We start from the raw sequence: 14241 nt of genomic DNA, 5'->3' as shown, positions 1-14241 counted from the left end.
TCGGACAATTTGGGGCATGGCTTCTTTCCAAAAGGTAGCGGTTGGTCCGAAACGGATCGGATCGGATCGGATCGGGGCCGGGGAACAGGACAGGCTTTGGGGCATTGAGCCTGCGCCACAACAGGATATTTTCGTGCCCGAAACGATGACGGACGATGGAGCGCGGCGCTCCGACGCGATTGCCATAGCCCGTGTCATCTGCATCCTCGGCGTGGTTTATGTCCATGCCTGGACCGGCTTGAACGGCGAAGCGCTCAATGCCTTGCGCGGGACGGTGCAGGAAAACCTGCGCTGGCTGTTGATGGAATTGTTCGGGCGTAGCGCCGTGCCGTTGCTGGGCCTGATATCGGGCTGGCTGGTGGCGGGGTCGAGCGGTGTGCGCAATTGGCGCGGGCATGTCCGGCGCAAGGCGCGGACGATCTTGCTGCCCATGATCCTGTGGAATGGCATTGCGATCCTGCTGGTGTCGGGGGCGGCGCTGACCCTCGGCCTTTCTGCCCCCGTGCCGCGGACCCTCTGGTGGGCCGTGAATGAAATGCTGGTCCTCACCCGCAATCCCGACATCAATGTCCAGATGGGATTTTTGCGCGACCTGTTCCTGTGCATGGTCGCCGCGCCGCTGCTGGTGCGGGCGCCGGGCTGGGCATTAGGGATCATCGCGCTGGTTGCGGCGGCGTGCCACGTCACGGGATTGGGGCCACCCGTGCTGATGCGCGCGTCGATCCTGTTCTTCTTCACCTTGGGCATCATGGCGCGACGAGGTGCCTGGGAGGCGCGGATCATTCGCTTGCCCTTGTTATGGGCGCTGTTGCCCTTCGCGCTGTTGATGGGGGCGCAGCTTTATCGCGCGATCATGGTCGGCGATGGCGAGGCGGTGCTGGCGCAGCGGACGTTGGACCTGGCCGTTCGCCTGAGCGCTGTCGTCGCTTTCTGGCGCATTGCCTGGGCACTGGCGGGCAGCCGGGCGCGCGCGATGTTGCTGCGGATCGAACCGTTCGTCTTCCTGCTTTTTTGCGCGCACCTGATCCTGATCTGGCTTGGCGGACCATTATTGGGCAAGCTGACCGGCCCGCTGGGATCGCCGCTTTATCCGCTCTACCTGATCCTTCAGCCGTTGCTGGTTCTGCTCGCGGTAGTTGCGTTCGGCAGGATACTCCGCCGGGTCGCGCCGCGCGCCGCCGCTTTACTCAGCGGCGGCCGCTTATAGCGCGAGTTCGGGCGCGGTGATCGCCTGCGCTGCCGCCATGGCGATGGCGAAGCTGCGCTTGCGGGCTGCGGTATCGAAAATCTGCCCGGTCAGGATCAGTTCGTCCGCGCGCGTGCGGCGCAGGAAGGCACCCAGGTCACGCTCGATATCGGCTTGCGTGCCGATGCTCGATGCGCTCAGCACATCTGCCAGCATCGCCTGCGCCTGGGGCGGCAGCATGTCGTAATAATCCGCCACGGGGGGCTGAAGCTTGCCCGGCTGGCCCGTGCGCAGCCGCACGAACGCCTGCTGCATCGAACTGGCGAGCAATTGCGCGTCAGCCATGCTGTCGGCGGCGAAGACATTATAGCCCGCCATTACATAAGGCTCCTTCAGCTGGGCCGAGGGGCGGAAATCGCGGCGATAAATCTCGATCGCCTCGTCCAGTGCCGCGGGAGCGAAATGGGACGCGAAGGCGTAGGGGAGGCCAAGCGCCGCAGCGAGTTGCGCGCCATAGAGGCTGGAGCCCAGAATCCACAGCGGCACGTTCGCGCCTGCGCCCGGTGTCGCCTGAATACCCAGCCGATCGTCGGCAGCGAAATAGGCCTGTATTTCCATCACATCGCGCGGGAAATTATCAGCGCCACCGACAAGCGTGCGGCGGATCGCCTGCGCCACCCGCTGGTCCGACCCCGGTGCGCGACCCAGGCCCAGGTCGACCCGGCCGGGGAAGAGCGCGTCGAGCGTGCCGAACTGTTCGGCGATCAGCAGGGGGGCATGATTGGGCAGCATGATGCCGCCCGCGCCGATGCGGATCGTTGATGTCGCCTGACCGATATGCGCCAGCACGACCGACGTCGCAGCCGATGCGATGCCCGCCATGCCATGATGTTCGGCGACCCAGAAACGGTGATAGCCCAGCCTTTCGGCATGGGCGGCGAGGTTAGCTGTATTGGCGAGCGCGGTAGCAATGCTGTCGCCTTCGCGGACGGGGACGAGATCGAGCAGGGAAAAGCGTGTCATGCTCTCCATATGGGGGCATGATGGGTTTTATTTCAATACGTAAATTCAGATGTCGCGGCCAAAGCCCTGGGCCGGGGTTTCGGTACGGCGACCGAAGGTCACGGGACGGCGCGCCACCAACGGGTTGGCATCGCGATCCAACAGCGCCAGCGTTTCGGTAAAGCAGGGGCGCAGCGCGACGACGGTTTCGATCAGTTCGTCGGGCTGCTCACGGGTTTCCACGCAGCGGCGGGCGACCATTTCAATCTCTTCGGCCATGGCGCTCAAGCGATAGGCACCGAACTGCGCCGATTCCCCCTTGAGCGTGTGCGCGGGGGTGACCAGCGCGACGGCGTTGCGCGCGCGGAATGCCTGCTCGATTGCCTGGATCGACTTCACGCCATCTTCGTGAAAATAGCCCAATATACGTGGAAATGCCGCACCCAGCTCATTCCGGGTCCGGGTAAATTCGGTCCAGTTGACCAGATCGGTCTCTTGATGGGGCACGCGCACCGCTCCTTTGGCTACCGTCTGGAAATAGGCGGGCTGCGTAAACAGGCGGTTAAAACGGGCCGATGATCAGCCTGCGCGGCGCAGCGAAAAGCGATGATCGCCCAGAGTCTCGAACGCCCAGCCTTGCGCCGTTGCCAGCGCCGCGAGTTCGGCAGGCGCGATCGGATCATCGGCCTCCACCAGCACCGCATCGGCCCCGCGCATGGCCCGCGCTGCGCGCAGCACGGGCCAAGGGCATTTCATGCCGCGCGCGTTGACCGACAGCGGCTCATTTTGTGGCATAAGGATTCTTGGCGCTCCGTAGCGTCAGCCGCACCGGCACGGCGCCAAAGCCCAGTTCCCGCCTTATGCCGTTCACCAGATAGCGGCGATAGCTTTCGGGCAGATCGTCCAGCCGCGTGCCGAACAGCACGAAGGTCGGCGGACGGGTCTTGTTCTGGGTGATGTAGCGCAGCTTGATCCGCTTGCCGCCCGGCGCTGGCGGTGGATTGGCCTCCAGCGCGGTTTCGAACCAGCGGTTGAGGACGCCGGTGGACACGCGCTGCGACCAGGCGGTGCGCGTTTCGAACGCGACATGGATCAGGTCGTCCAGACCCTTGCCGGTGGCCGCCGACACGGTCATGATGGGCACGCCGCGCACCTGCGCCAGCCCGTCGTCCAGAGCCTTCTTGATGCCCTGATACAAGGCCGAACCATGTTCGACCGTATCCCATTTGTTGAGTGCGACGACCAGCGCGCGCCCTTCCTCCAGCACCTTGTCGGCGATGCGCAGATCCTGCGCTTCCAGTCCGCGCGTCGAATCGAGCAACAGCACCACGACTTCGGCAAAGTTCACAGCGTTCAGACCGTCGGTGACGGCCAGCTTTTCCAGCTTGTCCTGCACCTTGGCATGTTTGCGCATCCCCGCCGTGTCGATCAGGCGGACGGGCCGCTCGACGCCTTCGCGGCTGGTCCACATCCAGTCCACTGCGATGCTGTCGCGGGTGATGCCCGCTTCCGGCCCGGTCAGCAGGCGGTTTTCGCCGAGCAGGCGGTTGATCAGCGTGGATTTGCCCGCATTGGGGCGGCCGACGATGGCGAGTTTGAGCGGCGCGCTCTCGTCATCCTCGTAAAATTCCCGCTCGAACGGTTCGTCGCCTTCGCGCTCGACATGGGGCAGCAGCGCCTGAAACAGGTCGGCCATGCCCTGGCCATGTTCGGCCGAAAAGGGGACAGGCTCGCCCAGCCCCAAGCTGAAGGACTCCATCACGCCATCGTCGGCGGCTTTACCCTCCGCTTTATTGGCGACCAGAATGACCGGCGCATCATTGGCGCGCAACCAGCGGGCGATTTCCTCGTCCAGTGGCGTGATGCCCGCGCGCGCGTCGATCATGAACAAGGCGACGTCGCAATTTTCCACCGCCGCTTCGGTCTGCATCCGCATCCGGCCGGGCAGGCTGTTGGCGTCCTCATCTTCATAACCGGCGGTATCGACGATGGTGAAATCGAGGCCGAGCAGATGCGCCTCGCCCTCCCGCCGGTCGCGGGTGACGCCAGGCTGGTCGTCGACCAGCGCGAGCTTCTTGCCGATCAGGCGGTTGAACAGGGTGGACTTGCCCACATTGGGCCGCCCGACAATGGCTACGATGGGCAGCATGGAGGCCCGCTTCCTTCTTATCTAAAAAAACGCAATGCTCCTGCGAAGGCAGAAACCCAGTCCAAAAGCGGAGGAACTGGGCTCCAGCCTTCGCAGGAGCATGCTTAGCACGAATAATCGGTTTAGCGGAACGCCGTCAGTTTGCCGTCATCCGCCAGAACATAAAGTATATTGTTGGCGACGATCGGCGAGAGGGACATGGAATGTTTCATGTCCACTTCCGACTGCACCGAACCGGTCGTCGGATCGACATAGACCATCTGGCCGCGCGTCGAAACGACGATCAACCGGCCACCTGCCAGCACCGGGCCAGTCCAGCGGATCGCCTTGTCCTTCTTCTTTTCATTCTGCCAACGGCGTAACTGACTGACCCAGCGGATCTTACCGGTCGCGCGGGCGACGCAGAGCAGGCGCGCGTCGCTGGTGACGGCGAAGACCCATTCGCCCACCACCCAGGGGGTGGAGATGCCCGCAATATTGATTTCCCACAGGCGCTGACCGCTGGTCAGTTCATAGGAGGCCATGCGGCCGCCCTGGCCGATCGCGAAGACACGGCCACGGTCGATGACCGGATCGGCGTCGATGTCGGTCAGGGTCGCAACCGCCGTCGAAATGCTGGTGCGCGAAAGGGCATCGCCCCACAAAGTCCGGCCATTTTCGTAGCGATAAGCGTTGATTTCGCCAGAGCTATAGCCCGCGACGACCGTGCCCTGCGCGGCGGCAGGGGCAGCAACGCCGAAGATCCCCGTAACCTGCAGGGTGCCGCTGTCGGTCCACTGGGTTTCCCCATCGGACTGGTTCAGCGCAAAAATCTGATTGTCCTGGCCCATCACATAGACATGGCCATTTTCCAGCGTCGGCGCGCCGCGCAGCGGCCCGGCCAGATGCTTCTTCCAGATGATCGCGCCGTCATTGGCATTGAGCGCGAACACGTCGCCCAGGCCCGTGCTGGCGAACACACGATCGCCGATGACGCTGACGCCGCCGCCGAACAGCGACCGGCCATTGCCCTTGCCCTCGGCGGGCAGGTTGGTCTGCCACAATTTCGATCCGCTCGTGGCATCGAACGCAATGACATGTGCGCCGGCATCCGTGACGAACAGCTTTCCGCCCGCTACAACCGGCGAAGCGGCAAGCCGGGCCTGCGGCGAACTGCCATCGATGCTCGCGGTCCATAGCTGCGTCGGCGAACCGCCGAGCGCGACATGGCCCATCGCTTTGGACGGATCACCGCCCGGCTGCGACCAGTTTTCGTTTACGGCGGGGACGGGGAGGGTGACCTGAACGTCGGCCAGGCTCGGTTCGACCTCGACACCCTGTTCGCTGGTCAGGATGGATACGCGATTGCCGACTACGGGGGTCTTGGGTCCGCCCTTCTTGCCGCCGATGATGCCGCACCCGGCGACCATCATAATCATGGCGGTAAGCGTCAGGGCGCGGCCCATGGGCGCAAATCTCTTCATCTTATGCTGTCCCATTGCCTCGTTACCCTTCCGTCGGCTCGGCCGGTATCTCTACCGCGTCGATCCCCATGACGCCTGCCATCTGACGCGCGCGTGAACGGATCGACTGCGGCACGTTGCTGTCCTTGGCAAGCGCGGCGAACATCGGCCCGGCAAGGTCCGTCTTGCCCATCTTGGCATAGGCGATGGCGACCAGTTCGCCCGCGCTGCCGAACCAGGGCGCGCCCTCGACCGCGAGCGGCTTGAGGCGATCGACCACTTGCTGGGGCTTGAGCGTCTCAAATTCCAATGCGGTCTGGCGGATCAGCGCGAGGTCGCGATAGGGCTGGTCCAGCCCGGTGTCGGCGGCCATGGCGGCATAGAGGGCGATCGCGCTCTTGTTGTCGCCCTTGCGCGCGGCGACGCCGGCCTTGAGCAACTGCGCCGAGGCGCGGTAGCCGGGCTGATCGGCCTTGGTCAGCGTGTCGAGTTGCTTGGCGTCGGGCGTTCCGCCACCAGCGGCCGTCGTCAGCACGGCGTCCATCTGTTCAGATACCGCCTGCGACTGGCTTTGCTGATGCTGCTGCCAATAGAGCCAGCCGCCAAAAGCCGCGAGGCCGAGCACCAGCACGACCAGAAGCACACGGCCATAGCGCTGCCAGAAGGACGTGAGCTGGTCCTGCCGGACGGCTTCGTCGACTTCACGCATGAAGGCTTCACTATTTTGCGGCGTCAGGGCCACTGCATTCTCCGGGACATGGATCAGAAATATGTAAGGGCAGAAGGCGCGACCAATAGCGGCGCTTATGCCACAGGCAAATCACTTTTTCGGGCGATAGACCTGTTCTTCGGTGGGGAAGGCGCGGCTGCGCACATCGGCGGCGTAACGCTGGGCGGCGCCGTCGATGCTTTGGGCGATATTGTCGAATCGCTTTACGAACCGGGGGACGCGCTCGAACATGCCCAGCATATCCTCCGTCACCAACACCTGCCCGTCGCAATGGGCGGATGCGCCAATGCCGATCACCGGCACATCGACGCTGTCGGTGATGGCGACGGCCAGTTCCTCCATCACCCCCTCCAGCACCATGGCGAAGGCACCGGCGTCGGCGACGGCGCGCGCGTCGGCCATGATCTTGGCATGTTCCTGCTGGCTCTTGCCCCGCGCGCCATAGCCGCCCAGCGCATTGACGGCCTGCGGCGTCAAGCCGATATGCGCCATCACCGGGATACCGCGCTGGCCAAGGAAGCTGATCGTTTCCGCCATGGCCTGCCCGCCCTCCAGCTTGACCGCCGCAGCGCCGGTTTCCGCCATGATGCGGCTGGCGCTGGCAAAGGCCTGCTGCGGGGAGGCTTCATAGCTGCCAAAGGGCATGTCGATGATCACGACGCTATGATAGCTGCCCCGCACGACTGCCGCGCCATGAGCGCACATCATGTCGAGCGTGACGGCCAGGGTCGATGGCAGGCCGTAAATCACCTGCCCCAGCGAATCGCCGACAAGCAGCATGTCGCAGTGCGGATCGAGCAATTGTGCCTGCCGCGCGGTATAAGCGGTCAGCATCACCAGCGGCTCGGTCGTCTTGCCCTCGAACTTGCGCCGCTGGATGGCGGGCACGGTCAGCCGCTTCATGGGGGCCGGGGTGGGCGTGGCGCGGCTAGTGGCCGTGTCGATCGTGAAGGTCGTGGACATGGGTGCGCTCTACCCCAGCGCAGCGCGCCGCGCAAACAGCCAGGGGTGGAGGAGCGGCATGGTCGCGCCGCTCCTCCGGGGTGAGCTGTCAGAAGGAGAATTTGATCGTGCCGCCCCAGGTCTGCGGATCGCCCGGTTGCCCCGCGATCAGGCCGGTATTGCCCGGCGCGACCTGCAATGTTTCGATATAGTTGACGTCGAAGGCGTTGCGGACCCAGCCGAAGACATCGAAGCCCTCGCCCCGGAGCCCCGCGCGGACGTTGGTGAGCGCATAGCCCTTCACTTCGGTGTAGACCGAAGGCGAGGCGTTGGAATTCCATCGCGACCGATAATTGCCATCGACGCCAAGATAGACCTGCCCCTCCTTCGTCAGCAAAGTGACCGGCGCATTGACTTCCGCGCCATAGGAGAAGGCCCATTTGGATACGCCGGGCAGTGCCTGCCCCGAAATATCGCACTGGCGGGGGCTCAGAGCGCCGGGGACACCGGCTTGCGAATAATCGGGCGTTGCACTGGCGGGCTGAAGCGTGCCGCCCGACAGTTCAGGCGGGCAGGGTGCGTTGGTGAATCTCTTATACTTCGCATCCGTATAGGCACCGTTCGCATAGGCGCTGAAGCGGTCGCTTGGCGTGATCTTGAAGTCGGCTTCGATGCCCTGCGACCGGACCTTGCCAGCGTTGGCGAGATAGCCGCGCACCGTGCCGAACTGGCCGCCATTCACCGTCGCCTGGAAATTCCTGATGTCGGTGCGGAAGGCGGAGAGGTTGAAGGTCGCCCGGCGATCCCACAATTGGGTCTTCAGGCCGATTTCATAATGATTGACCGATTCGGGCTTCACCGTGCCCGCATCATAATTCACGCTATTGTCGGCGTTGAGCGGCAAGCCATTCTGGTTGATGCCCAGCGTCTTGAAGCTCTTGGCATAGGTCGCATAGGCGAGGACATCGCGCGCGAACTTATAGTTCACGTTGAAGTCGTAGGTGAAGTTCCAGGCGCTGTCCGATGGCGCGCTGACCTGCGGCTGGTAGACGCCGCATTGCGCGGCCAGCACTGATCCGGCGGCCGGGGTCGGGGAGCAGCTGATGAGCTGGCCCTGTCCGTTGGTCACCACGCGCTCGTAGAAGCCCGACTTCTTGTCATAATTGATACGCGCGCCGGGTTGAACGGTCAGGGCGTCGGTCACCTTCCAGCTAAGCTGGCCGAACAACGCTGCGCTGTCGCTCTTGAGATATTGCGTGTTGTTGGCGGTCAGGCCTTGCAGCACGCTGGGATCGTTCGCCAGCGCACCGGTCAGGCTCCACCGGCTGGCGTCGGCACCCTGTTGCTCTGTGCCCTGGGTGTCGATCCGTTGCTTGAAGCCGAACAGGCCGACGACGAAATCGATCCGGTCGTCTTCCTGGCTGTAGCGAAATTCCTGGCTATACTGGTCCTGCTGCGAGGGGTTTTGCGATCGGGACACGATCGAAAGGCCGGTAAAGTCGCGATCATTTTCCGGCTTCCAGTCCCAGAACCGCCAGGCGGTGACGGAGGTGAATTTGCCTGCGCCCAGATCCCAATTCACCTTCAGCGATACGCCACCAATCTTGTTGCCAGCGTTCAGGCTGGAATCGAGATCGGTGAGGCGATCATAGACATTGCGACTGGGCGTGTAGTTGCGGCCCGGATTGGCGGCATTGATCGCCGCGACCAGCGCGTCATATTGCCGGTTGAGCGCGCGCTGGGTGCGACCGACGCGCACGAAGGCGGTGCCAAAGCCTTCCGGGTCTTGCTTGCTGTAATCGCCCGACAATGTGATGCTGAGGTCTTCGTTCGGTTTGAACAGCAATTGGCCACGAATACCCAGATTGTCCTGCTCGTTGATCCAGCGATCCGACGTCGTGTTGAAAAGGGTGCCGCGCCGACTGGTCGATGCGATCGCGATGCGGGCGGCGATCGTGTCGGTCAGCGGGCCGGATATTGCGGCCTTGGCCTGCTTGTAATTGAGATTGCCGACGGTCAGTTCGGCCCGGCCCTCGAAATCGAAGGTCGGCTGGTTGGTGGTGATGTTGATCGCGCCGGCGGTGGTGTTCTTGCCATAGAGCGTGCCCTGCGGCCCGCGTAGGACTTCGACCTGGGCGACGTCCAGAAAATCGAACGTCGCAGCGGCGACGCGCGAATTATAGACATCGTCGACATAGATGCCCACGCCCTGTTCGAACCCGTCGCTGGTCAGGCCGAACGGTACGCCGAGGCCACGAATGTTGACCGACGTGTTGCGCGGGTTGGTGGTATAGACCTGCAACGTGGGCGCAAGCTGCTGCAGCTTGACGATGTTGAAATTGCCGGTGGATTCGATGCTGTCGCCGCGGATCACCGAGATGGCGAGTGGCACTTCCTGCGCCGTTTCCTGACGGCGCCGCGCAGTGACCACGATTACATCTCCGCGCACCCGCTGCGCCTCAGCGTCGGTCTGGTCCGGCGCCGCGTCCGGGGCTGGCGTCTGCGCATGAGCGGCAGGCACGATGATGGAAGCGCTCGCCACGCTGGCGAGCAACAGGAAACGCGCAATCATAAATATCCCCTTTATGTCCGGATGTCCGGTGGATGTGTGATCGCGGCGATTCCGGTGGTCCGGTCATGGCCGATAGGTCGGGCTTCAAGCCCGTAATTTGGACGATGTTCCGCGCCACTGAATGACGCTGGCCGTCAGCATTTTATCTCAAGTTTATAAGTAGACAATAAATTAAAAATTGGGAGGAGAGAGTTTCTGCTTCTTCCTTTTTCTCGCAACTGATGTGACGGCGTCATCCGCCACTTTGCTATCCCCGGCATAGGCAATCGTTGAACGGGGAACTCCCGCGTTATGGGAACGACGGATGCTTAGCAGTTCTCGCAATCGTCCATCTCTTTCCAGCGATAACGCTCCGGAATGTCATCATAAGATGTGGTTCGAGACCATTCGACCCTATCCCGAACTTTGCGCGCAGGAACACCGGCATAGGCCGTGAACGGTTCCATCGTCGCACTAAGAAAGGACCGCTGACCCAGGACCGCACCATTGCCAATCCGACTTCCGCGCGCAACTCTGGACCCGTTCCCAAGCCAGACATGATTGCCGATGACTATGTCGCCGGATTTATCTATGCGCTCCTGCCCTCCTGCCTGCCACATGGAATGGCCATCGGCAGTACGAAGGTTTACATCACTGGACAGCATGCAATCATTTCCAACAATGATAGTTTTACTGGTCCCATCGTTGGCATTGTTGAGCATAGCTCCACCTTCCCAGGTCGTGCCACCTCCGATAATGACGATCGCGCCAGAGCCAACGACCTTGATCGTTACATCCAATAGCCTGCAATTTGGTCCGATTATGATGGTCGAATCCGTGCCTTCGACAATAAAATGACTAAAGCGTGTTTTAAAATTTTCACCAATAAATATGCTGCAGCCACTGCCCTTTATGTTCATCGTTGCGGACTTGCCTGGTGGCAGTAAAGGATTGATGTCGGCGCACCCAAATAAACTTCCTCCGCCCGAACGATTGATCTTCAGGGAATTTGGAAGTTCAGGATTTTCTATGTCCCAACAATTTCCGACATCCAGTTCGACAGAAGGGCCTAGATGCTTAGCTCGCTTCAAAGCATGATCGATCATGTGGTGCATATCTGTAATTTCTCGCCGTTGCCTATCCCTTAAGGGGCTATACGAAGGTTCTCATCAAAGCCATCAATGCGGAAAATTTAGTGGTCATCGTGCGAACTGCAAAAAAGCGTGGGCATAACGGCGTCCAAGCTCTCGCTGGCTCGAAGCATCGAAATGGAGCGTATCACCGCCGTCTTTCAAACCAGCCACGGAAACAACAGAAACATGGTCAATAAGCTTGGGTAAAAGATCAATCTGCTCATTGATAACTCTGATATGATCTCGATCGATAAAACCGCCAAGCTTGCCTACTATGATGGGAATATCGTCTGCTCCAGAATCCTGTCTGAGACGTTGCATGATCTTGACCCAGCGTTCTGCATAGCTATGCGCTGCTTCGACTGTCCCGCTTGCGTCAGTTTCGCCCAAATGCCAGAGAATAACGCGCAGGGAACCAGATTTTTTTGCGTGCCCCAGCATCCGCATCGCCCGTGCATAAAAGCGTCCGCCCGGTTTCCACTGATTCAAGGTTGTACCACCAACGGCGGCAGCAACTAGGCCGACTTCAATTGCGGGAACAGCGTTGAGGACTGTGCGTGCAAACTCTCTTCCTGGCCCGACGCCAATCGGCTTTGTTTGATCGCTATTTAATGGGTCGGTCGCTGGAACCCAACATCCTCCCGAATTAAGTTTATAGGCGCCGGGTATCTCGGCGATGTCCTGTGGTTCTACGATCCCCCGCCCCGACATATTGGATTGGCCGATGAGCAGCGCAATCCACAGCTTTTCAAGCTCAGTTGCCATAGCGGTCAGGGGTTTTCATTGACGAGCGGAATGGATTTGCATCCAGCCAGCCTACTGTGGGGCATGGGCGAGTTAAACCGAATTTCGCAGGAGATGTGCATCGGAATGGCCAACAGTGAAGATGCTGACCTGTTTGGCTATCCTACGGTCCCATTCCGTTTCAGGCGGTGAGGCGGGTCTTTTTCGTCACGTCGATCTGTACCACGCGGGCGTCATGCACGGTCAGCGTGATCGAGCCGAAGCGCAGCTCCTGCAAAACATCGCGCACTTTTTCGATGCTGGCGGCGATGTCGATGCGCGGCGTGTCGGCGCGGCCATGGTGCAAATCGAACGGTCGTTGGTCGGTCATCTGTACCTCCTGCCCCTTCTTATCTCAACTTTATGAGTAGACAAAATATGAAAAATAGCAGGCCGACAATCAGAGCTTCTCGCCTTTCGGCTTAGCGATTGGCGACGCCAGATAGGAAAAGAGGCACATGACCGGCTGGTCATGCGCCTCCCGAAGGACATCGAATGCTCCGGACCTACCAGGGATAGATCAGCCCGTAATATTGATAGACGTTGCGGCCATAGCCATCGTCATATTCGGGCCGTTGTTCATCGGCATAGCGAGGGGCATCGTCCAGCACGGCCTTGTCTAGTTCCACGACATAGCCGCCCTGCGCGACATCATAGTCGAGCATCGACCATGGCAGGGGATAATGATCCTCCCCCATGCCCAGAAAGCCGCCGAACGACAGGACGGCATAGCGTACCTGCCCGCTCTTCTTGTCGACCATGAAATTGGAAATCTTGCCGAGTTTCTCGCCTTGTTTGTTGAAGACCGTCGTACCCTCGACCCGGTCCGATGCGATCAGGTCGCCGCGATTGTGCATAGCCAGTTCGGCCATCGTCACTCTCCTCACATAATGTCGCTATATAAATGCAACCATGCGGGTGGGCTGGGGTTCCATGGCTGACACAAGAGGAGTGACAAGATGAAGATCAATCGCAACGGTTCGGCCACCTGGAGTGGCGGCCTCAAGGACGGCAAGGGCAGCATCTCCACCCAGAGCGGGGCGCTCGACGCCTATCCCTATGGCTTTGCCACGCGCTTTGAAGGTGTGCCGGGCAGCAACCCCGAAGAACTGATCGCGGCCGCCCACGCTTCCTGCTTCACCATGGCGCTGTCGCTGATTTTGGGCGAGGCCGGGCTGACGGCGGACAAGATGGAAACCAATGCCGTCGTGACGCTGGAAAAGCAGGATGACGGTTTTGCCGTGACGGCCAGCCACTTGACGCTCAAGGCGACCATCCCCGGCACCGACGATGCGACGTTCCAGGAACTGGCGGGCAAGGCCAAGGCGAATTGCCCGATCTCGAAATTGTTGAAGGCGGATATCAGTCTGGATGCCGAACTGCTGAACTGACGACCGATTGCCTGGCGCGACGATGTTCGCGCCAGGCAATGTAAAGCCCGCTCGCGATGATCAGGCTTGCGCCGATCCAGGTCGTGATCATGGGCCAATCCTCGCCGATCGCCACGCCCAGCAGGGTGGTCCAGATGATCGCACTATAATCCATCGGCAGCACCACCGACACCGGCCCCCACCGCAACGAGGCGGTGAGACAAAGCTGCGCGATCCCGCCGACACAGCCGATCAGCAGCAGCAATCCCCATGTCAGCGGATCATGGCTCTGCGCAAAAAAGGGCATGGCGATGCCCAAAGGTATCATCGACAGCGTCGTGAACCAGAACACCACCACGCCAGCATTTTCCGTCCGGCCCAGTGCCCGCAGTACCAGGCTGACGCTGGCGGTCACGATCGCGGCTACGATTGCGACCGCGACACCCTGCATCGGGAAATGCCCGGCTTCGGGCCGGATCATCACCAGCACGCCGACAAAGCCGATCAGCACCGCACTCCAACGATGCACGCCCGTCGCTTCGCGCAGGATCAGCGCCGACAGGATGGTGCCGAAAATCGGCATGGTGAAGCCGATCGTCGCCGCCTCGGCGGGCAACAGCAGGATATAGGACAGGAAATTGAGCAGCATGCCGGTCATGCCCAGCAGCATGCGGCTGGCATGCACGCCGATCCGCTGCGTTCGCACCGCGCCCAGCCCACCGGACAAGGATAGCCAGGCAATGACGAAGGGCAGGGCAAGCGCCTGCCGGTAGAAGAGCGATTCGACGATATGCACGCCGCGCTGATCGACGATCCGCACCGTCACGAACATCGCCGACAGGCAGATCACAGCGGTCAGGCGCAGGCCGATGGCCAGGAGCGGGCGATGGGGGCGGGCGGCAAGGGTCACGCCCCCGCCTTAGCCCGGTCGCGCGTTGACGCAACCGGGCTTG

The 14241-nt window shown here is 61.5% G+C and carries 15 protein-coding genes; 2 read left to right on the top strand and 13 right to left on the bottom strand.

The window, feature by feature from the left end; all coding sequences use genetic code 11:
- Positions 1 to 133: 133 nt before the first annotated feature.
- Complete coding sequence (locus SxD43FB_RS04355; RefSeq protein WP_096061214.1) at positions 134 to 1207, top strand: acyltransferase; 1074 nt, start codon at positions 134 to 136, stop codon at positions 1205 to 1207.
- Here the strand turns inward: SxD43FB_RS04355 and SxD43FB_RS04350 are convergent.
- The 12 genes from SxD43FB_RS04350 to SxD43FB_RS04295 all read right to left on the bottom strand — a co-directional run bounded on the left by SxD43FB_RS04350 (position 1202) and on the right by SxD43FB_RS04295 (position 12790).
- Entirely contained in the window at positions 1202 to 2209 is a 1008-nt protein-coding gene (locus tag SxD43FB_RS04350; RefSeq protein WP_096061213.1) for an LLM class flavin-dependent oxidoreductase, read from the bottom strand. The genes SxD43FB_RS04355 and SxD43FB_RS04350 overlap by 6 nt on opposite strands.
- Positions 2210 to 2254: 45 nt before the next feature.
- A complete protein-coding gene (locus SxD43FB_RS04345; protein ID WP_096061212.1) occupies positions 2255 to 2695 on the bottom strand; it encodes an Hpt domain-containing protein in 441 nt (146 codons plus the stop codon).
- Positions 2696 to 2767: 72 nt separating this feature from the next.
- Positions 2768 to 2983: a sulfurtransferase TusA family protein gene (locus tag SxD43FB_RS04340; protein ID WP_096061129.1), complete on the bottom strand. Its 216-nt coding sequence runs from the start codon at positions 2981 to 2983 to the stop codon at positions 2768 to 2770.
- Positions 2970 to 4337 carry a ribosome biogenesis GTPase Der gene (der, locus tag SxD43FB_RS04335; RefSeq protein ID WP_037480361.1) on the bottom strand — a complete coding sequence of 456 codons (1368 nt, stop codon included), beginning with the start codon at positions 4335 to 4337 and terminating at the stop codon, positions 2970 to 2972. Before der ends, SxD43FB_RS04340 begins: the two co-directional genes overlap by 14 nt.
- A 122-nt stretch (positions 4338 to 4459) precedes the next feature.
- A complete protein-coding gene (locus SxD43FB_RS04330) occupies positions 4460 to 5815 on the bottom strand; it encodes a PQQ-binding-like beta-propeller repeat protein (protein ID WP_176482670.1) in 1356 nt (451 codons plus the stop codon).
- Between the two features lie 7 nt (positions 5816 to 5822).
- A complete protein-coding gene (locus tag SxD43FB_RS04325; protein ID WP_096061127.1) occupies positions 5823 to 6521 on the bottom strand; it encodes a tetratricopeptide repeat protein in 699 nt (232 codons plus the stop codon).
- A 78-nt stretch (positions 6522 to 6599) separates the two neighbouring features.
- Positions 6600 to 7472: a 3-methyl-2-oxobutanoate hydroxymethyltransferase gene (gene panB / locus SxD43FB_RS04320; RefSeq protein ID WP_037477487.1), complete on the bottom strand. Its 873-nt coding sequence runs from the start codon at positions 7470 to 7472 to the stop codon at positions 6600 to 6602.
- Positions 7473 to 7560: 88 nt separating this feature from the next.
- The gene (locus tag SxD43FB_RS04315) at positions 7561 to 10023 is read right to left on the bottom strand and encodes a TonB-dependent receptor (RefSeq protein WP_096061126.1); all 2463 of its coding nucleotides are present in this window, start codon (positions 10021 to 10023) and stop codon (positions 7561 to 7563) included.
- Between the two features lie 308 nt (positions 10024 to 10331).
- Positions 10332 to 11108, bottom strand: a complete 777-nt coding sequence (locus SxD43FB_RS04310; protein ID WP_176482669.1) for a hypothetical protein — start codon at positions 11106 to 11108, stop codon at positions 10332 to 10334.
- A gap of 93 nt (positions 11109 to 11201) precedes the next feature.
- On the bottom strand, positions 11202 to 11900 hold the full coding sequence (locus SxD43FB_RS04305; protein WP_096061124.1) for a sialate O-acetylesterase: 699 nt from the start codon (positions 11898 to 11900) through the stop codon (positions 11202 to 11204).
- Positions 11901 to 12060: 160 nt separating this feature from the next.
- Positions 12061 to 12249: a YezD family protein gene (locus SxD43FB_RS04300; protein WP_096061123.1), complete on the bottom strand. Its 189-nt coding sequence runs from the start codon at positions 12247 to 12249 to the stop codon at positions 12061 to 12063.
- A 175-nt stretch (positions 12250 to 12424) separates the two neighbouring features.
- Entirely contained in the window at positions 12425 to 12790 is a 366-nt protein-coding gene (locus tag SxD43FB_RS04295; RefSeq protein ID WP_096061122.1) for a PRC-barrel domain-containing protein, read from the bottom strand.
- 87 nt (positions 12791 to 12877) lie between these two features.
- Between SxD43FB_RS04295 and SxD43FB_RS04290 the strand changes: the two genes are divergently transcribed.
- On the top strand, positions 12878 to 13309 hold the full coding sequence (locus SxD43FB_RS04290) for an OsmC family protein (protein ID WP_096061121.1): 432 nt from the start codon (positions 12878 to 12880) through the stop codon (positions 13307 to 13309).
- Here the strand turns inward: SxD43FB_RS04290 and SxD43FB_RS04285 are convergent.
- The gene (locus SxD43FB_RS04285; protein WP_255245598.1) at positions 13281 to 14165 is read right to left on the bottom strand and encodes a DMT family transporter; all 885 of its coding nucleotides are present in this window, start codon (positions 14163 to 14165) and stop codon (positions 13281 to 13283) included. The genes SxD43FB_RS04290 and SxD43FB_RS04285 overlap by 29 nt on opposite strands.
- Positions 14166 to 14241: the final 76 nt, after the last annotated feature.

This window comes from Sphingobium sp. D43FB (assembly GCF_002312805.1).
Lineage (GTDB): Bacteria > Pseudomonadota > Alphaproteobacteria > Sphingomonadales > Sphingomonadaceae > Sphingobium.
The sequence above is the reverse complement of the archived record's forward strand: the minus strand, read 5'-3'. Positions and strand labels throughout refer to the sequence as shown.